This is a genomic window from Modestobacter sp. SYSU DS0511 (genome assembly GCF_054050755.1).
The window spans coordinates 92,041-109,522 of the sequence record NZ_JBJGZY010000004.1 but is presented as its reverse complement, the minus strand read 5'-3'; the positions used below and the strand labels follow the sequence as shown (position 1 = coordinate 109,522).

The 17,482-nt window shown below is 76.1% G+C and carries 19 protein-coding genes; 9 read left to right on the top strand and 10 right to left on the bottom strand.

Translation table 11 applies throughout. The annotated features are described in order from the left end of the window. The first annotated feature begins 12 nt into the window (after positions 1–12). Together ACI783_RS03565 and ACI783_RS03560 are read left to right on the top strand one after the other, a co-directional pair. Positions 13–738: a cobalt-precorrin-6A reductase gene (locus ACI783_RS03565; protein ID WP_457139152.1), complete on the top strand. Its 726-nt coding sequence runs from the start codon at positions 13–15 to the stop codon at positions 736–738. After that, positions 726–1,397 carry an HAD hydrolase-like protein gene (locus ACI783_RS03560; protein WP_457139151.1) on the top strand — a complete coding sequence of 224 codons (672 nt, stop codon included), beginning with the start codon at positions 726–728 and terminating at the stop codon, positions 1,395–1,397. Before ACI783_RS03565 ends, ACI783_RS03560 begins: the two co-directional genes overlap by 13 nt. A 109-nt stretch (positions 1,398–1,506) precedes the next feature. On the opposite strand, the gene ACI783_RS03555 is transcribed toward ACI783_RS03560, so the two are convergent. Next, positions 1,507–1,944, bottom strand: a complete 438-nt coding sequence (locus ACI783_RS03555) for an AAC(3) family N-acetyltransferase (RefSeq protein ID WP_457139150.1) — start codon at positions 1,942–1,944, stop codon at positions 1,507–1,509. A 209-nt stretch (positions 1,945–2,153) separates the two neighbouring features. Between ACI783_RS03555 and ACI783_RS03550 the strand changes: the two genes are divergently transcribed. The 5 genes from ACI783_RS03550 (at position 2,154) to ACI783_RS03530 (ending at position 7,589) form a co-directional block, all read left to right on the top strand. Continuing rightward, positions 2,154–3,056 carry a hypothetical protein gene (locus tag ACI783_RS03550; RefSeq protein WP_457139149.1) on the top strand — a complete coding sequence of 301 codons (903 nt, stop codon included), beginning with the start codon at positions 2,154–2,156 and terminating at the stop codon, positions 3,054–3,056. Positions 3,057–3,286: 230 nt separating this feature from the next. Next, a complete protein-coding gene (locus tag ACI783_RS03545; protein WP_457139148.1) occupies positions 3,287–3,937 on the top strand; it encodes a maleylpyruvate isomerase family mycothiol-dependent enzyme in 651 nt (216 codons plus the stop codon). A 79-nt stretch (positions 3,938–4,016) separates the two neighbouring features. After that, positions 4,017–4,283 (top strand): VOC family protein, encoded by a 267-nt coding sequence (locus ACI783_RS03540; RefSeq protein WP_457139199.1) that lies wholly within the window; start codon positions 4,017–4,019, stop codon positions 4,281–4,283. A 25-nt stretch (positions 4,284–4,308) separates the two neighbouring features. Continuing rightward, a complete protein-coding gene (locus ACI783_RS03535) occupies positions 4,309–6,006 on the top strand; it encodes an ABC transporter (RefSeq protein ID WP_457139147.1) in 1,698 nt (565 codons plus the stop codon). Then, complete coding sequence (locus ACI783_RS03530; RefSeq protein WP_457139146.1) at positions 6,003–7,589, top strand: GTPase; 1,587 nt, start codon at positions 6,003–6,005, stop codon at positions 7,587–7,589. The genes ACI783_RS03535 and ACI783_RS03530 overlap by 4 nt, the downstream gene beginning before the upstream one ends. Before the next feature lie 73 nt (positions 7,590–7,662). Here ACI783_RS03530 and ACI783_RS03525 read toward each other — a convergent pair whose 3' ends face one another. The 6 genes from ACI783_RS03525 to ACI783_RS03500 form a co-directional block, all read right to left on the bottom strand. Beyond that, on the bottom strand, positions 7,663–8,061 hold the full coding sequence (locus ACI783_RS03525) for a VOC family protein (RefSeq protein ID WP_457139145.1): 399 nt from the start codon (positions 8,059–8,061) through the stop codon (positions 7,663–7,665). A 39-nt stretch (positions 8,062–8,100) separates the two neighbouring features. Next, positions 8,101–9,339 carry an MFS transporter gene (locus tag ACI783_RS03520; RefSeq protein ID WP_457139144.1) on the bottom strand — a complete coding sequence of 413 codons (1,239 nt, stop codon included), beginning with the start codon at positions 9,337–9,339 and terminating at the stop codon, positions 8,101–8,103. Positions 9,340–9,412: 73 nt separating this feature from the next. Beyond that, entirely contained in the window at positions 9,413–10,906 is a 1,494-nt protein-coding gene (locus tag ACI783_RS03515; RefSeq protein WP_457139143.1) for a precorrin-2 C(20)-methyltransferase, read from the bottom strand. Positions 10,907–10,946: 40 nt separating this feature from the next. Further along, entirely contained in the window at positions 10,947–11,567 is a 621-nt protein-coding gene (locus ACI783_RS03510) for a precorrin-8X methylmutase (protein ID WP_457139142.1), read from the bottom strand. Beyond that, positions 11,567–12,772 (bottom strand): precorrin-3B synthase, encoded by a 1,206-nt coding sequence (gene cobG, locus ACI783_RS03505; protein WP_457139141.1) that lies wholly within the window; start codon positions 12,770–12,772, stop codon positions 11,567–11,569. The genes ACI783_RS03510 and cobG overlap by 1 nt, the downstream gene beginning before the upstream one ends. Positions 12,773–12,847: 75 nt before the next feature. Further along, the gene (locus tag ACI783_RS03500) at positions 12,848–13,600 is read right to left on the bottom strand and encodes a DUF4383 domain-containing protein (RefSeq protein ID WP_457139140.1); all 753 of its coding nucleotides are present in this window, start codon (positions 13,598–13,600) and stop codon (positions 12,848–12,850) included. A gap of 189 nt (positions 13,601–13,789) precedes the next feature. Here ACI783_RS03500 and ACI783_RS03495 point away from each other — a divergent pair, with 189 nt between their 5' ends. Continuing rightward, complete coding sequence (locus ACI783_RS03495; protein ID WP_457139139.1) at positions 13,790–14,134, top strand: tetratricopeptide repeat protein; 345 nt, start codon at positions 13,790–13,792, stop codon at positions 14,132–14,134. 110 nt (positions 14,135–14,244) lie between these two features. On the opposite strand, the gene ACI783_RS03490 is transcribed toward ACI783_RS03495, so the two are convergent. Then, a complete protein-coding gene (locus tag ACI783_RS03490; RefSeq protein WP_457139138.1) occupies positions 14,245–15,759 on the bottom strand; it encodes an alanine/glycine:cation symporter family protein in 1,515 nt (504 codons plus the stop codon). After that, positions 15,759–16,199 carry a universal stress protein gene (locus tag ACI783_RS03485; protein WP_457139137.1) on the bottom strand — a complete coding sequence of 147 codons (441 nt, stop codon included), beginning with the start codon at positions 16,197–16,199 and terminating at the stop codon, positions 15,759–15,761. The genes ACI783_RS03490 and ACI783_RS03485 overlap by 1 nt, the downstream gene beginning before the upstream one ends. 169 nt (positions 16,200–16,368) lie before the next feature. Between ACI783_RS03485 and ACI783_RS03480 the strand changes: the two genes are divergently transcribed. Then, positions 16,369–16,854: an FKBP-type peptidyl-prolyl cis-trans isomerase gene (locus ACI783_RS03480; protein WP_457139136.1), complete on the top strand. Its 486-nt coding sequence runs from the start codon at positions 16,369–16,371 to the stop codon at positions 16,852–16,854. A 5-nt stretch (positions 16,855–16,859) separates the two neighbouring features. Here the strand turns inward: ACI783_RS03480 and ACI783_RS03475 are convergent, their stop codons facing one another. Then, positions 16,860–17,420 carry a hypothetical protein gene (locus ACI783_RS03475; RefSeq protein ID WP_457139135.1) on the bottom strand — a complete coding sequence of 187 codons (561 nt, stop codon included), beginning with the start codon at positions 17,418–17,420 and terminating at the stop codon, positions 16,860–16,862. Positions 17,421–17,482 lie beyond the last annotated feature (62 nt).

Genomic DNA, 17,482 nt, shown 5'->3' with positions numbered 1-17,482 from the left:
CGGGGGGACGGCGTGACCGGTCAGGTGCTGGTGCTGGGCGGCACCGGCGAGGCGCGGCGGCTGGCGGCGGCGCTGCTCGCCCGGGGGGTCGACGTGCTCTCGTCGCTGGCCGGGCGGGTCGCCGACCCGGTGCTGCCGGAGGGGCCGGTTCGGATCGGCGGGTTCGGTGGCGCCGACGGGCTGGCCGCGTGGCTGGCCGAGCACGCGCCGCGCGCCGTCGTCGACGCCACCCACCCGTTCGCCGCGCGGATCACCGCCAACGCCGCGGCCGCGGCGGCCCGGCAGGGCACCCCGCTGCTGCGCTTGCAGCGCCCCGGCTGGACGCCGGGCCCGGGGGACACCTGGCGATTTGTCGACACGTCGACCCAGGCCGCCGAGGCGGTGGCCGGGCACCGCAGCGTCTTCCTCACCACCGGCCGGCAGGGCGTGGGCGTGTTCGCCGGGCTGCCCGGGCGGGTGCTGGTGCGCTCGGTCGACCCGCCCGACGAGCCGCTGCCCGCAGGCGCCACGCTGCTGCTGGACCGCGGGCCGTTCAGCGTCGCCGACGAGCTGGCGCTGATGCGCAACCACGCGGTCGACGTCGTCGTGACCAAGGACTCCGGCGGGCACCTCACCGAGGCCAAGCTGGTCGCCGCCCGCGAGCTCGGCATCCTGGTGGTGCTGATCCGCCGTCCGCCGCTGCCGCCCGGCGTCGAGACGGTGGCGACGGTGGAGGAGGCGCTCGCGTGGCTGCGGTGAGGTTGGTGCTGTTCGACCTCGACGGCACGCTGGTCGACTCCACGCCCGGCATCTGGGCCTCGATCCGGGTGGCCGCCGCGGAGCTGGGGCTGCCCGCGCCCACCGAGGCGCAGCTGCGGTCGATGGTCGGGCCACCGCTCTGGGAGGGCTTCGCCGCCGCGTTCGGGATCACCGGGGACGACGTCGACCGGGCGGTGGCCGCCTACCGGGCGCACTACACGGCCGGCGCGATCCTGCAGGCCCCGGTGTACCCGGGCATCGCCGATCTGCTGGCCGAGCTGACCGACGGCGGTGCTCGGCTGGCGGTGGCGACCAGCAAGCCCGAGCCGTTCGCGCTGCGCATCCTGGAGCACACCGGGCTGCTGCCGCGGTTCGCGAGCGTGCACGGCGCGACGCTGGACGGGCGGGTCCGGCACAAGGAGCAGGTGGTGGCCGCCGCCTTGGCCGCGCACCCGGACGGCGAGCGCCCGGTGCTGGTGGGCGACCGGTCGCACGACGTCCTCGGGGCGCGGGCGCACGGGCTGCCCTGCATCGGCGCGGGCTGGGGCCCGGCACCGCCGGGTGAGTTGGAGGCCGCCGGCGCGGCCGCGGTCGCCGCAACCCCGGCCGACGTCCCGGGGGTGCTCGACCGCCTCGGTCCGCCGCCGAGTGTCAGCTGAGCGGGGCTTCACCTCGGTTCTTCCCCCGCTGAGCTGTCACTCGACGGCCGCGGACGTCCCGGGGATCAGTCGGCGCCGAGGTGGTGGAGATGCTCGTCGGCGCTGAGCGTCAGGGGACGAGCAGTTCCGCGAGCCGCCGGGCCGCGAAGGCGACCAGGTCGGCTGCGGGCATCAGCACGACGCGGGCAGCACCGATGGCCGCGGGGAGGATGCCGGCCCGCTGCTCGAACTCCTGCCCGATCAGGGGGAAGTAGGTCCCGTTGTCGTCACCCACGTCCTGGGTCTCCCACCAGACGCGCTCGTCGTCCACCAGCATCGGGAAGCTTCGCTGCTTGAGCCGCCGGTGGGCCACTCGGGACTCGGCGTGGTGCAGGAAGCTGTTGCGGTCGTGGCCGACCCCGACCAGCAGGATCTGACCGCCGAGGTCGTGCAGCCGCTCGAAAGGTGAGCTGGGGCCGACGGCGAAGTGCCACGGCTGGGCTGCAGTGATCTCGGCGGCGCGGGCGCCCACCGCAGCGACCGACGCCTGCGGGTGCCTGCTGCGCACGGGCGTCCGGGAGCATCCGCACGGCCTCTGCGACGGCGCCCATCGCGGTGACGGGAGCACCCTCCCGGCGGGCGCCGTCCCGGGATCTGCCTCCGTCGTGCTGCAGGCCGGGGACGGCTCGCCGCGGGGTGGGCTCGCTGACCTGGTCGTCCTGCCCTGAACTGCGGTCGCCGGTCGACCGGGCGACGTCGTCCTTCCAGACTGGCACCGTGTCCGGCCTGGAGCACCGCGTCGACGAGTTCCTGCAGGCCCCGTTGGCCGCGGCGTTCCTCGTGCTGGCCGCCCGCAACGACCTGGGCGCCGACCAGCTGGCCGACCCGGCCACGGCGTGCACCCTGGCCAGCAGTGCACTGTGCGAGCTGAACCCCTGGAGCGGCGGTGCCCGACCGGCCGACGTCCGTGCCGACGCCCTGGCGGCCGCGCGACCGCTGCGTCCGCTGCTGGCTGACGTGCTGGCCGACGAGCGCAACAGTTGGTGGGACGCCCCACTGCAGCGAGACGCGCAACTGCTGCTGACCGGGCGGGAGGACCGCCGACCCGAGCCCTACCACCTGCCCGTGCCGACCGGAGCGGTCAGCCGGTGGGAGACCTATGCGCAGAAGCCCGCACACGGCCTGATCACCTCCACCGAGCTGGCGGTGCCGGCCGACGAGCCGATCCGGTCGAGTGCACACGCCGAGCTGGCCTGCGGGTGCAGCGACTGGACCGCGGTGTACCCCGTGGCCCAGCGGCGCCTGGAGGTGGCCGAGCACGCGCGCGTCGCGGAGGTCCACTCCGCCGCCGACTGGCACGACCTGTGCGTCCGGTACGGCGATCCGGCCACCCACCACGGCTCGGACACCAACCTGCGGGATGCGGCCGGGATCGACAACGGCCTGGCGCCGACCTGGAGTGCTGTCGCTGCCGACCACGACGCAGTGCACCTCAGCTTCGCTGGCCTGATCAGCGCCCTGTACGTCCCCGTCAGCAGCCCGGGGGTGGGGACTACGACGCTGTGGGCCTGGGACTGGGAGTGCACTCACTGGGTCCGTTCGGTCGCCACCGCGGCCACGACCCTGCCGGAGCTGGACGAGCCGCCGCAGGCCGCGGACCACTGGCTGCGGCTGGGCTGAGCGACCGCTGACTCCGGCGGGCAGCCGTCGCTCTCCAGCCGGCGGGGCCTCCGCCGCGACCGCCCCGGTCCGCCGCCATGTGACAGCTGAGCGGGCTTCATCCCGGGTCCTCGCCCGCTGAGCTGTCACTCGGCGGGCGCCGCGCCCGGACGGCGACGACGAGACCGATGACTTCGGCGGGCCGGCGCAGTCGTTCCCCCGACGGCGACCGTTGCGACCGGAAGGACCCCGTGCCCGACGCCACGCTCACCACCGAGGACCTGTGGGCAGCCGCCCACGCAGAACGCGCCGCCCTGGCAGCGGACCTGACCGAGCTGACGCCGGCGCAGTGGGCCCGGCCCTCCCTGTGCGGGCGCTGGACCATCGAGCAGGTGCTCGCGCACCTGTCCGCCGCGGCCAGCACCGGACGCGGCCGCTGGCTGGCCAGCATGCTCGCCGCACGGTTCGACGCCGACCGGCACAACGACCGCCGGATGGCCGAGCAGCGAGGCGCCGACCCCGCCGCCACCCTGGCGCGCTTCCGGGCGGTCGTTCCCAGCACCACCGCCCCGACCGGGCACACCGCCGCCTGGCTCGGCGAGGTGGTCGTGCACGCCCAGGACATCCGCCGCCCGCTCGGCCTGACCGCCGCTCCGCCGGTGCCGGTGGTCACCGCGGTGGCGCGCTTCTACGCCTCCCGGGACTTCGCCGTGAACAGCCGGACCGCGGCCCGGGGCCTGCGTCTGGCGGCCACCGACGGCCCGTTCACCGCCGGGGACGGGCCGTCGGTCACGGGCACCACCCTGGCGCTGACCATGGCGATGGCCGGTCGCGTGACCTTCTGCGACGACCTGACCGGGCCGGGTGTGCCCGTGCTGCGGGAGCGGTGCACGCCCGGCTGAGCGGGACGGCGGGATCAGTCGACGCCGACGTGGTGGCGGAACCGAGCATCGGTGGTGACGGGGGGGGGCAGATCGACGTCTGCCGGAGGCCACGACGGTCGAGAACCGGCTGCACCTGGACCTGCGGGCCGACGGGGCCACGACCGCCGCGGAGCAGGACCGGCTGCTGGCCCTCGGTGCCTGCCGCGTCGACGTCGGCCAACCCGACGACGACGCCAGCTGGACGGTGCTGGCCGACCCGGAGGGCAACGATGGAAGGACCCCTCTGCCCCCGCACCTCGCAGGCTCGGCACGGGCCCCTGCAGAGGGGCCAGCCGCACGGCGCAGGAGGCGGAGGAGTGACTAGTGCCCCGGCGGGCTAGGAACGGGCGGTGACGAGCCCTCCGCTGACCGACGCGCTCCAGGCGCTGCGCGACGAGGTCGCCGCCGCGCCGCTCGGGCTGGCCACCCCCGGGCGGGACGCCGCGGCCCGCACCGCCGCCGACGTCGTGCACCAGGTCGACGACTACCTGCTGCCCCGGCTGCGCGACCTGGACGCCCCGCTGCTCACCGTCGTCGGCGGCTCCACCGGCGCCGGCAAGTCGACGCTGGTCAACAGCCTGCTGCGGGCGCACGTCACCGCGCCCGGCGTGCTGCGCCCCACCACCCGGGCGCCCGTGCTGGTCTGCGCCCCCGCCGACCGGGCGGCGTTCGCCGGCGACCGGGTGCTGCCCGGGCTGGCCCGCACCACCGGCGGTGCGGCCGGGCCGGGCGGGCTGCAGCTGGTCACCCACGACGGGCTGCCCGCCGGGCTGGCGCTGGTCGACGCCCCCGACGTCGACTCGGTGGTGGAGGCCAACCGCGACCTGGCCGGGCAGCTGCTCGCCGCCGCCGACCTGTGGGTGTTCGTGACCACGGCGGCCCGCTACGCCGACGCCGTCCCCTGGGACCTGCTGCGCACCGCCCAGGAGCGGGGCACCGCGCTGGCCGTCGTGCTGGACCGGGTGCCCCCGGAGGCGGCCACCGAGGTGGCCGGTGACCTCGCCGGGATGCTCGAGCGCGGCGGGCTGGGCGCCGCCCGGCTGTTCGTGGTGGAGGAGCGGCCGCTGACCGAGGGGTTCCTGCCCGAGGAGCAGGTCGGCCCGCTGCGCGCGTGGCTGCACGGCCTCGCCGCCGACGCCGAGCAGCGCGCCGCCGTCGTCCGGCAGACCCTCGCCGGGGCGCTGGCCAGCCTGGACGAGCGCGTCACCGCCGTTGAGGCGGGGGTGGCCGAGCAGGCCACCGCCGCGGAGGCGTTGGGCACCGCCGCCGACGCCAGCTACGCCCGGGCCCGGGCCGCGGTCGACGAGGGCGTGGGCAACGGCAGCCTGCTGCGCGGGGAGGTGCTCTCCCGCTGGCAGGAGTTCGTCGGCACCGGGGAGTGGATGCGCTCGCTGCAGGGTCAGGTCGGCCGGTTGCGCGACCGGCTCACCGCCTCGCTGACCGGCCGGCCCACCCCGGCCGACTCGCTGCAGGGTGCGCTGGAGTCGGGCGTGGAACTGCTGCTGCGCGCGGAGGCCGACGCGGCCGCCGAGCGCACGGTCACCAGCTGGCGGTCGCTGCCCGGCGGGCCGGACCTGCTCGCCGGGCGGGAGGCCGAGCTGGAGGGCGTCTCGCCGCACTTCACCGGTGCGGCGGCCGACGCCGTCCGCGACTGGCAGGGCACCGTGCTGGAGCTGGTGCGGACGGAGGGCGCCGGCAAGCGCTCCCGGGCCCGGCTGCTGTCCTGGGGGGTGAACGGCGCCGGCGCGGTGGTGATGGTCGCGGTCTTCGCCTCCACGGCCGGGCTCTCCGGAGCCGAGGTGGTCGTCGCCGGGGGCACGACCGCGCTGGGCCAGCGGGTGCTGGAGGCGGTGTTCGGCGACGCCGCCGTCCGGGAGCTCGCCGCCCGCGCGCGGGCCGACCTCGACGCCCGCGCCGACGTGCTGCTGCGGGAGGAGCAGGCCCGCTTCGACGAGCTGCTGGCCGACGCCGCCCCCGCGCCCGGGGCCGCCGAGCGGCTGCGCGCCGCCGTCGCCGCGCTGGCGACCGCCCGCGGGGCAGCCGCGTGAGGCGGCGGGAGACCTCGCTCGCCGACCGGCTGGGCGCGCTGCGCGAGGCGGTCGAGGTGGCCGAGGGCCGGCTGGAGGTGCCCGAGGTCGGCGCCGCGCGGTCGCTGCTGGCCAAGGCCGGCGCGCGAGAGGCGCTCGGCGACGCCACCGTCGTCGCGCTGGCCGGGGCCACCGGCAGCGGAAAGTCGACGCTGTTCAACGCGCTGAGCGGCAGCGAGGTGAGCACCCCGGGCGTGCGGCGGCCGACCACCGGGATCGCGCACGCCAGCGTCTGGGATGCCGACGGCGCCGACCGGCTGCTCGACTGGCTGGAGGTGCCCCGCCGGCACCGCGTCGACCAGGGGGACCCCGCACTGGACGGGCTGGTGCTGCTCGACCTGCCCGACCACGACAGCGTGCGGGTGGAGCACCGGCTGGAGGTCGACCGGCTGGTGCAGCTGGTCGACGTGCTGGTCTGGGTGCTCGACCCGCAGAAGTACGCCGACGCCGCCGTCCACTCCCGCTACCTGGCGCCGCTGGCCGGGCACGCCGGGGTGCTCGTCGTCGTCCTCAACCAGGTCGACCGGCTGGACGAGGCCGCCGCGCGGGCCTGCCTGGCCGACCTGCGCGGCCTGCTGGACGCCGAGGGGCTGGCCGACACGCCGCTGCTGGCCACCGCGGCCCGCACCGGGCACGGCCTGCCCGAGCTGCGGGCGGAGCTGGCCCGCCGGGTCGGGGCCCGCCGCGCCGCCACCGACCGGCTGGCCGCCGACGCCCGCGGTGCCGCGGTCGCGCTCGCTGCGCACTGCGCGCCCGACGCCGGGCCGGACCGCAGCCGGGACCGGAGCGAGCGGGAGGGGCTGGTCGGAGCGCTGGCCGATGCCGCCGGTGTGCCCGCGGTGGCCACGGCGGTCGAGCAGTCGGCCCGCCGCCGCGGCGCCGAGCACACCGGCTGGCCGGTGCTGCGCTGGACGTCGAAGCTCCGCAGCGACCCGCTGCGCCGGCTGCACCTGGGCTCCGAGGCGGCCCGCACGTCGTTGCCGCCGGCCGGTGCGGTGCAGCAGGCGGCGCTCGGCGCGGCGCTGCGCCGGGCCCGCGACGAGGCCGGCCACGGGCTGCCGCAGGCGTGGCGCGACGAGCTGCGGCGCACCGCGGAGGTGTCCCAGGAGCGGCTGGCCGACCGGCTGGACCGGGCGGTGGCCGGCACCGACCTGGGGCCGCAGCGCACCCCGCTGTGGCAGCGGGCCGTCGGCGGGCTGCAGTGGGTGCTCGCGCTGGTCGCGCTGGCCGGGGCGCTGTGGCTGCTCGGCCTCGTCGGGCTGGGGCTGCTGCAGCTGGACGACGTGGTGCCGCTGCCCCGGGTGGAGGGCATCCCGCTGCCCACGCTGCTCCTGGCCGGTGGGCTGGTGGCGGGGCTGCTGCTCGCGCTGGTGGCCCGCCCGCTGGTGCGCGCGGGGGCGCGGCGGCGGGGCCGGCAGGCCCGCCGCCGGCTGCTCGACCGGGTGGCCGAGGTGGCCGACGCGGAGGTGCTCGAGCCGCTGGGGGAGGCCCGCGCCGACCACGACCGGTTCTGCGCCGCCGTCGGCCGCGCCGGAGCCGGCTGACCCGGCCTCGCTTTCCGCGCGGAGAGCGGGGCGGACTCCCTCGCTTCCCGCGCGGAGAGCGAGGAGGCGGGAGTCAGGCGGGCGTCGTCAGGCGGGACGGCGGGTGCTCGGCGAGGCAGAACGGGTTGCCCTCCGGGTCGGCCAGCGTCGACCACTGCACCCAGGGCACCTCGTCGAGCACGTCCCACCGGTGGGTGGCGCCCAGCGCGATCGCCCGGGCGACCTCCTCCTCGCGGCACCCCCACGGCACGGTGAGGTCGAGGTGCTGACCCGGTCGCTCGGGCCGGGGGCCGGAGCGCGGCCGGAAGAACATGGCGAAACCGTCGGGCTCCCGGGCGGACACGAACACCCGGCCCTCGTGGTCGCCGATCACGGTGCCGCCGAGCAGCTCCGCCCAGAAGCCCGCCAGTGCCCGCGGTGAGGCGGCCTCGACGTTCACCGATCCGAGGCTGATCGCGGTCGTGGCACGCACGCGCCGGAAGTTACGGACGGGCGCCGGCCGGGACAACCGTCATCTGTCGTGGACCGGTTCCGGCCGCGGCTGCCCCGCCGGTGCCGGCGTGATCGCGGGCCGGCGGCGGTGCAGCGCGAGCCCGGCGACCGCGGTCAGCGCGAGGACGATGACCACCGCGCCGTAGACCTCGGCGGTGGCCTCCAGGCCCACGGAGTTCGCGGCGGTGCCGGCGGCGATCGCCGGCAGGCTGAACGCCAGGTAGCTGACGGTGAAGACCGCCGAGATCAGCGCCGCCCGCTGGCCCGGGTCGACGCCGGCGGTCACCGTGGCCATCGCCCCGAGGAAGGCGCCGCCGAAGCCGAACCCGGAGACCACCGCGGCTGCGAAGAAGAGGGCCAGCGACCCGGTCCACAGGGCGGCGATCGTGCCGGCGACGCCGGTGGCGAACACCAGGGCGCCCACGGTCATCCCCCGGGTGGGGGCCATCGACCGCATGGTCAGCGACCCGATCACCCCGGTGCCGTTCAGCGCCAGGATCGGCAGCGCGCCGGTGACGTGGTCGGTGACCCCGAAGACGGTGGCGGCCAGCGACGGGCTGAGGGAGGCGTAGAGCCCACCCAGCGACCAGGTGGCGATCAGGCACGGCAGCACCAGCAGGAACGCCCGCCGCTGCGGCGCGGGCACGTGCACGCTCGGCACCAGGGAGGCCGCCAGCCCCGGCCGCCGGGGCGAGGTCTCGGGCAGCAGCAGCACCCAGGCCGCGGCGGCCAGGCAGAGCACGGTGAGCACCCCGAACACCCAGTCGGTGGGGGCCGGCACGAACTGCACGGCCAGGCCGGCGCCCACCGCGCCGAGGGAGAGGCCCAGCCCGGGGCCCGCGGAGTTGACCAGCGGGCCCAGCGGCCGCTCCGCGCGCTGGGTGTCCAGCAGGGCGGCGCCGAACGCGGCGGTCAGCGCCCCGGTGGCGAAGCCCTGCACGACGCGGGCCACCAGCAGCCACCCCACGCCGTCGGCGGCCCAGAACAACACCATCGACACCGCCTCGACCAGCAGTGCGACGGCCAGCACCGGCCGCCGTCCGATGTGGTCGGAGAGGCTCCCCACCACCAGCAGGGAGAGCAGCAGCGCGAAGGCGTAGACGCCGAAGACGACGGTCAGCGTGCCCGAGCCGAAGCCGAACTCCTCGGCGTAGACCCGGTAGAGCGGGGAGGGGACACCCGAGGCCGCGAGCATCAGGATCAGCAGGACGGCGACCGACCAGAAGGCGGCCGGGCGGGAGAGCGTTCCTCGAGGCACGAACGGGTGCAAGCCCCAACCAGCCGGTCCTGTTCCCGGGGTCATCCGGTCGGGCGGCCGTCGGGGGTGGTGGTCACCCGGGGTAGCGGCGGCTGGTGAAGACCTGGCCCGAGGGCGTCACGCGGGTCTGGGTCGAGCCGATCAGCAGCAGGCAGCGCATGTCGACCGTCTCCGGGTCCAGCCCGGCCAGCGTGGTCACCCGCACCGACTCCTCCGGCCCGCCGACGTCGCGGCCGACGACCACCACGGTGTCGGGGTCGCGGACGTCGAGCAGCGCCTTCTGCGCCTCGGCCAGCTGGTGCGGCCGGGCCGTGGAGCGCGGGTTGTAGAGCGCGAGCACCAGGTCAGCCGCGGCCGCGGCGCGCAGCCGGTCGAGCACGACGCCCCAGGGCTTGAGGACGTCGGAGAGGCTGATCACCGCGAAGTCGTGCCCGAGCGGGGCGCCCACCCGCGACGCGACGGCCTGCGCGGCGGTCAGCCCGGGCAGCACCCGCACCCCGACGTCGGGGAAGCTCTCGGCCGCCACCTCGAGCACCGCGGCGGCCATCGCGAAGACGCCGGGGTCGCCGCTGGAGACCACCGCCACCCGGCGTCCGTCCCTGGCCAGCTGCAGGGCGGCGGCGGCGCGCTCGGCCTCCACCCGGTTGTCGCTGGGGTGCCGGGTCTGCCGCGGGTTGGCCGGGACCCGGTCCAGGTAGGGGCCGTAGCCGACCAGGTCGTCGGCCTCGGCCAACGCCTCGGCGACCTCGGGCGTCGTCCAGGACCGCTTGCCGGGGCCGAGCCCGACGACGACGACCTCACCGGTGCGCAGCGCCTCGTCGTCGGAGCGCTCGGGGGTGTTGCCCGGGCCGGTCAGCGGGCTGGGCAGCAGCGCGAGGGAGAAGTAGGGCACCGTCTCCGGGTCGACCTCGGCCAGCGGGGCGACCCGCTGCCGGCCGGTGGTGGCCCGCTCCACGTAGACGGCGCGGTCGAGCACCCCGGCGGCGTCGAACGCCTCCCGGACGTTGCCGAACGTGCGGCCGAGCTTGAGCACCGCGGCGGAGTCGGTGGTGGCCAGCCACTCGGCGAGCTCGGAGGCATGGAGCGTGCCGGGAAGCACGGTGAGCACCTCGTCGCGCTCGACCAGCGGCCGGCCGAGCACCGCCGCGGCGCCGCTGACGCTGGTCACGCCGGGCACCACCTCGGTCGGGTACCGGTGCGCCAGCCGCTTGTGCATGTGCATGTAGGAGCCGTAGAAGAACGGGTCGCCCTCGGCGAGCACGACGACGTCCCGGCCGGCGTCCAGGTGGGCGGCCAGCCGCGCGGCGGCGGACTCGTAGAACTCGTCGATCGCCCCCTGGTAGCCGCCGGGGTGGTCGGTGGTCTCGGTGGTGACGGGGTAGACCAGCAGCTCCTCGACCTGCCCGGCGCGCAGGTACGGCTCGGCCAGCCCGCGGGCCACGGAGCGGCCGTGCTGGGCGGCGTGGAAGGCGACGACGTCGGCGGCGCCGATCAGCCGCGCGGCCTTGACCGTGACCAGCTCCGGGTCGCCGGGCCCCAGCCCGACCCCGTACAGCCGCCCGCTCACGCCGCTTCCCCTTCCGCCAAAATGGCCATTTCGGCGGCGGTCACTCGGCCGTGCTCGCGATCGCGTTGACCGCGGCGGCGGTGATCGCGCTGCCGCCGCGCCGGCCGCGGACGACGAGGAAGTCCAGGTCCGAGGCGGCCAGCGCCTCCTTGGACTCCACCGCGCCGATGAAGCCCACCGGGATGCCGATGACGGCGGCCGGCCGGGGGGCGCCGGCCGCGACCATCTCCAGCAGGTGGAACAGCGCAGTGGGCGCGTTGCCGATGGCCACGACGGCGCCGTCCAGCCGGTCGCCCCACAGCTGCAGGGCCGCGGCGGTGCGGGTGGTGCCCATCTCCCGGGCGAGGTCCGGGGTGCGCGGGTCGTTGAGCGTGCAGACGACGTCGTTGTCCTTCGGCAGCCGCCGCCGGGTGACCCCCGAGGCGACCATCTGCGCGTCGCAGAGCACCGGGGCGCCGGCGTGCAGCGCCTCCCGGGCCTTCGCCACGACGTCGTCGGACCAGGCCACGTCGGCGACCAGGTCGACCTGCCCGCAGGCGTGGATCATCCGGACGGCGACCTGGGCGACGTCGGCGGGCAGCCCGGAGAGGTCGGCCTCGGCGCGGATCGTGGCGAAGGACTGCCGGTAGATCTCGGCGCCGTCGTGCTCGTAGGAGTACATCAGTCCTTCTCGATGAGGTAACCGGTCGGCGTCGCGACGACGTCGACCACGCGGCCGGCCGGGCGGCCGCACCGGCGGGCGCAACCGGCCCAGTGCTGTCGGGCGCCGCCGGCGGGCAGCGTGCCGGCGGCCACGGCGGCGGTGGCGTCGGCCCGCACGTCGGCCAGCGACTTCGCACAGCCCGGCCGTCCGGCGCAGGCGGTGACCAGCCGCCAGGGACTGCTCGGCTCGGTGACCAGGCCGGCTCCGGTCAGCGCGGCGGCCGCCTGGTCGGCGGCGGCCAGGTCCGGGACGACGACGGTGCGCCAGGGGGTGACCTCGACCTGGGGTGCCAGGTCGGCCAGCAGCTCGGCCTGCGCGGCGGTGAGCCGGCCCAGCGGCACGACGACGGCCAGCGCGGTGCGGCCGTCGTCCTGCAGCAGGACGCCGGCGGGCCCGGTGACCGGTGCGCTGACCCGCTCGCGGCCCGGGGCGTCCGGCCGCCGGCCGGTGAGCCGCTCGGTGACCCGCGCCCAGCCGTCGGTCAGCTCGGTCAGCCGCCAGGCCGTCCCACCCTGGGCGGCGCGCTCGGTGAGGAACGCCGTGCTCGCGGCCAGCGCCAGGGCGACCGCGTCCCCGGGGCGGGCGCGGACCCCGGAGTCGGTGCCGCCGAGCAGCAGGGCGACGACGTCCGGGGCGAGGGCGAGCAGGGCGACGTCGGCACCCAGACCGGCGACGTCGCCGCGCCCGTCGTCGAAGGCGACCAGGAACCGGCCGGGCAGCTCGGCGAGGGCGGGGTCGGCCAGCAGCGCGCTGTCGAAGGAGCGCACCCAGGGGCGGACGTCGAGGTGCCCGCCCCGCCGGCCGGAGAGGCTGCTGGCCAGCACGTTGCGCACCCGCTCGTGGGTGGCGCTGGGCAGCAGGCCCACCGCGGCCAGCCGCTCGCCCAGCTCGGTCTCGGCTCCGGTGGGCAGGCCGCGCAGCTGGAGGTTGCCGCGGCTGGTCAGCTCCAGGTGCCCGTCGCCGAGGTCGCGGGCGGTGGCGGCCAGCGTGCGCAGCTGCCCGGCGGTCAGGCCTCCGCCGGGGACGCGCACCCGGGCCAGGCCACCGTCGGCGGCGGTGTGGGTCTGCAGCGCGCCGGGACACGCGTCGACCCGGTCCCGCGCCGGCCCGGGGCCGGACGGGGGGAGGGCGGTCTGTGCGGAGGACATCGCGACGGAGGACATGGCGAGGGCGAGGCTACTTCCCCGGATGCGGGGCCCTGCCGGACAGTCGGGGGGCCTGCCCGGCAGGGCGGCTGGTCACCGCAGTGCGCGGCCGTCCATCTCCATCCAGACCCGGCGGCGGTGGGCGCGGGTGCGCACCCGGGCCATCGCGGTCACCCGGCGCTCCTGCTCCGGGGTCGCGCGGTGGTCCACGACGGCGAGCTCCGCATCGCGCGTGGCCCGCTCGGCCTCGACCTCCGCCGGGGTGGTGGGCAGCTGCGGGCCGGTGCCGTCGTCCGCGTCGGTGGCCGGCCGGTCGGCCCGGTAGGGGGAATCGTCGGGCAGGTTGCCGCTGACCCGGCCGTACGCGCCGAGGGTGAGCAGCACCAGGCCGGCGCAGATGGAGAAGACGACGTTGGCCATCGAGAAGGCCAGGACGTTCCAGCCGGTCTCCAGCACGGCCAGGTTGGCGAGCGCGCAGACCAGGAACAGCGCGCCCACCGCCATCATCACCGTCGAGGCGGTGCGGTGGCCGCGCAGCGCGGCGGCGACCAGCACCGCCGCGGTGACCAGCGAGAGGGTCGACAGCAGGCCGTTGGACGACAGGCCGAGGATGCGCTCGCCGTCGGTGGAGGAGTAGTCCAGTCCGTCGACGAGCCCCAGCACGCCGAAGACGGCGAGCACCGCGGCGACGATGACGGCGCCGATGCGGTGCACGGCGGGCACCGTCCGGACGGCGCCGGTGGCGGGTGCCTCGGCGGGTTCGCCGTGCTCCCCGGTGCCGGGGGACGCGGTGTGGGCAGACGCGGTGTGGGCAGACGCGGTGCGGTGGCGCAGGGAGAGGGCCATGCGGAACTCCGGGAGTGGCGGGCGTCGGGCCGGGTCGGGCTGGCTCCGGCATCGGTCGCGTACCTAGGCGATCGCGGGCGATCCGGTGGTGGGCCTCCTTTCTCGTTTCGTTGCGTGATGAACCCGATGCGCAGCGTGGCAGGGAAGTGGGGGCCCGGGGCAGGTGTTGGTCCGGCCGGAAGGAGCGTCATGACCCAGCCGTTCGAGACCCAGCCGTTCGAGATCGACCTGCACTCCGAGTACCTGCGCGCCGACCTCTTCTTCGCCATGGGGCAGCCCACCGAGGCCGCCCGGGTGCTGGAGCCGGTGGTGGCCGCCGAGCCGGGCAACCAGGCAGCGCTCGAGCTGCTCGCCCGCAGCTACTACGGCGCCGCCCAGCTGGCCCGGGCCGAGGAGTGCCTGACCCGCCTGGTGGAGCTCGCGCCGGCCAACGGGTGGGTACGCCGGGCGCTGGCCCGCACGCTGGAGCGGCAGAGCCGTGGTGCCGACGCCGCCGTCCACCACCGGGTGGCCGACGCGCTCGGCGCCGCCTGAGCCGTCGGGTCCGACCTGAGCCGGAACCGGCGGGGTGGCGCCGCGTGCGCTCGCGCCACCACCCCGCCGTCGGCGGGCCTGCCCGCCCCCGGTCGGGGCGGGCAGGATCGTCAGCCGCGCTCGGCGAAGGGGACGAGCTCGCGGTCGGCCAGCCGCCGGCGGTAGCCGAAGATCTCCGCCTTCACCACCCTGGCCATGAGGTAGAGCCCGATGATGTTCGCGAACGACATCGCGAAGATCATGCTGTCGGAGAAGCCGATCACCGAGTCCAGCGTCGACGATGCGCCGATGACGACGAAGATGCAGAAGACGACCTTCCAGACCCGGTCGACCAGCATCGACTCGCCGAACAGGTAGGTCGCCGCCTTCAGCCCGTAGTAGCTCCAGGCGAGCATCGTGGAGTAGGCGAAGAGGATCACCGCGACGGCGAGCACGATGGGGAACCACGACGCGACCGTCTCGAACGCCGCCGAGGTGGTCTGCACGCCGGCCTCGCTGGCGTCGTCGGCCCAGGTGCCGGTGATCGTGATCGCCAGCGCGGTCATCGAGCAGATGACGACGGTGTCGATGAACGGCTCCAGCACGGCCACGTGGCCCTCGCTGGCCGGCTCGTTGGTCTTCACCGCCGAGTGCGCGATCGCCGCCGACCCCAGCCCGGCCTCGTTGCTGAAGGCGGCCCGGCGGAACCCCTGGATGAGGACGCCGACGATGCCGCCGAAGCCGGCCTCGGGGCTGAACGCCTGGGAGATGATCGCCCAGATCGCCGAGGGGATCTCGGTGAGGTTGAACAGCAGCACCAGCAGGCAGGCCACCACGTAGAAGACCGCCATGAACGGCACGATCTTGTCGGTGACCCGGGCGATGCTGCGGATCCCGCCGATGATCACCGCGCCGACCAGCAAGGCGAGCACCAGCCCGAACACCGCCCCGGCGGCGCCCCCGCCCAGCGGGCCGTCGGCGCCACCGGTGACCGACTGCGCCTGGCTGAAGGCCTGGTTGGACTGGAACATGTTCCCGCCGCCGACCGCCCCGCCCAGGGTGAAGACGCAGAAGGCGACGGCGAGCACCTTGCCCAGGCCGCCCATGTTCTTCTCGGCCAGGCCGCGCCGCAGGTACCACATGGGTCCGCCGGAGACCCGGCCGTCGGGGAAGACGTTGCGGTACTTCACCCCGAGCGTGCACTCCACGCCCTTGGTGCACATGCCGACCAGCCCGGCCACGATCATCCAGAAGGTGGCGCCCGGCCCGCCCAGGGACAGCGCGACGCCGACCCCGGCGATGTTGCCCAGCCCGACGGTGCCGGAGACGGCGGTGGCCAGCGCCTGGAAGTGGGTGACCTCCCCGGCGTCGGCGGGGTCGTCGTACCGGCCGCGGATCAGCTGGACGGCGTGGCCGAAGGCGCGGAACTGGAACCCGCGCAGGTAGATGGTGAAGAAGACGCCGGCCGCCACCAGCCACACGACGATCAGCGGCAGGCCGATGTCGTCGCCGTTGCGGTCCTGCCCCAGGAAGGGCAGGGGGACGGCGAAGAAGACGACGTTCTCGATGGCGGTGGAGATCGGGGCGAAGAAGTCGTTGACCGACTCGTCGAAGCTGGCGGCCTGCACCGCTGCGGACGGCGTCATCACGGCACCACCAGGACGGGGACGGGGGAGAGCTGGATGAGGTTGCTCGGCGTGGACCCGAACAGCAGCGTGCGCACCCGGCTCTGCCCGACCCGGCCGACGATGATCCACACCGCGTCGTGCTCCCGGGCCAGGGCGACCAGGGTCTCGGCCGGGTGACCGTGCCGGACGACGCCCTCCAGCTCCAGCTCCGGGTGCGCCGCCGACAACCGGGCCGTCACCGGCTCGAGCACCCGCTCGCGCGCGGCGGTGGCCTCCCGTTGCTTCTCGATCGCGCGGCGTTCGTTCTCCTCGGCGGTGGAGAACGAGTACGGCGACCACGGCACCACGCAGGCCAGCACCAGCCGCAGGTCGTGCCGCCCGGCGGCCTCCGCGGCGGCGTCCGCCGCGCGCCCGCTCGCCTCGCTCCCGTCGAGCCCGACGATGATCGATCTGGACACTGCTGGACCCCCAGCCGTCACGGACGTTGCCGGAAAGCTAGTGGCCCGTCGGACCTCCGGCCATCCGAACGCCCGGCGCTCACGGTGTGTGGTGTGCTGGGGACCCACCGCCGTCCCGCTGACCCGTCGAACGGCGCCCCCGACCGAGCCGTGCTCGCCTGGAGACCACATGCACCGCCGCACCGTTCCCGCCGCGTTCCTCGCCCTCGGCCTGTCGCTGTCCGCATGTGGCGGGGACGAGGAGCCGGCGAGCCTGGCCGCCCAGATCAGCACCGACCTCGCCGAGGCCCCGGACGTGCCGGCCTCCGAGGAGCCGGCCCCCGACGAGCTGGTGATCGACGACGTCGTCGTCGGCGACGGGGCCGAGGCGACCGAGGGGTCGACCGCGGAGGTCAAGTACGTGGGTGCCCTCTACGAGGACGGCGAGGAGTTCGACTCCTCCTGGAGCCGCGGGGAGGGCTCGACGTTCCCGGTGCCGCTCGGCCAGGGCGCGGTGATCGAGGGGTTCGAGCAGGGCATCGAGGGGATGCAGGTCGGCGGTCGGCGGGTGGTGGTCATCCCCAGCGAGCTCGGCTACGGCGCACAGGGGGCCGGGACGACGATCCCCGGCGACTCGACCCTCGTGTTCGTCATCGACCTCGTCTCGGTGTACTGACCCAGCTACGGGTACCACTCGGGGAGCCGGGTCCTCCGGTCCACGCGCTGGCTGACCAGCCGCCGGCCGTCGGCGGCGACGGCCTCCGCGGTCGGTGGCTGCCTGCCGCCCCAGACCACCACCAGGTGCCCGTGCCGGGGTACCGGGATCTCCCGCGGGCCGACGAGGACCCGGTCGACCGCCGAACTCGCCCGCAGCACGGCGTAGGAGACGTACCGGGCGCCCCAGGGCATCAGCCGGCCGGCGCTGCGGTTCGCCGAGCCGCCGCCGGTCCACCGGAGGTGACCGCCCTGGGTGACCGCGTCGGGCCGGCCGGCCAGGTCCTCGTCCTCCAGGCCGCTCCCGCCGCCGCCCAGCACCACCCACTCCTGCCCGCGTCGCACGAGGGCCCAGGTCTCCTCGGCCACGTAGCCGACGCTGCGCCGGGCGAACATGGTGCAGGCGACGTCGCCGTCGACGTCCACCGCCAGCGGGGCGAACCGCCGGCGCCGGCTCAGCCGCGGCGGGGCCTCGGGCAGGCCGTGCTCGAGCAGCGCGAGGCTCTCCGTGAGCGCGTCGTAGGCCACCGCAGCAGGCTAGGGGCGGGCGCGCGCCGGGGACAGCGGGTTCAGTCGGTGCCGTACCTCGC

Excerpts from the sequence above, each read along its gene's own strand:
- ACI783_RS03480 (WP_457139136.1), top strand. The coding sequence starts at position 16,369 with ATGCACCGCCGCACCGTTCCCGCCGCGTTCCTCGCCCTCGGCCTGTCG.
- ACI783_RS03495 (WP_457139139.1), top strand. The coding sequence starts at position 13,790 with ATGACCCAGCCGTTCGAGACCCAGCCGTTCGAGATCGACCTGCACTCC.
- ACI783_RS03510 (WP_457139142.1), bottom strand. The coding sequence starts at position 11,567 with ATGTACTCCTACGAGCACGACGGCGCCGAGATCTACCGGCAGTCCTTC.
- ACI783_RS03490 (WP_457139138.1), bottom strand. The coding sequence starts at position 15,759 with ATGACGCCGTCCGCAGCGGTGCAGGCCGCCAGCTTCGACGAGTCGGTC.
- ACI783_RS03500 (WP_457139140.1), bottom strand. The coding sequence starts at position 13,600 with ATGGCCCTCTCCCTGCGCCACCGCACCGCGTCTGCCCACACCGCGTCT.
- cobG (WP_457139141.1), bottom strand. The coding sequence starts at position 12,772 with ATGTCCTCCGTCGCGATGTCCTCCGCACAGACCGCCCTCCCCCCGTCC.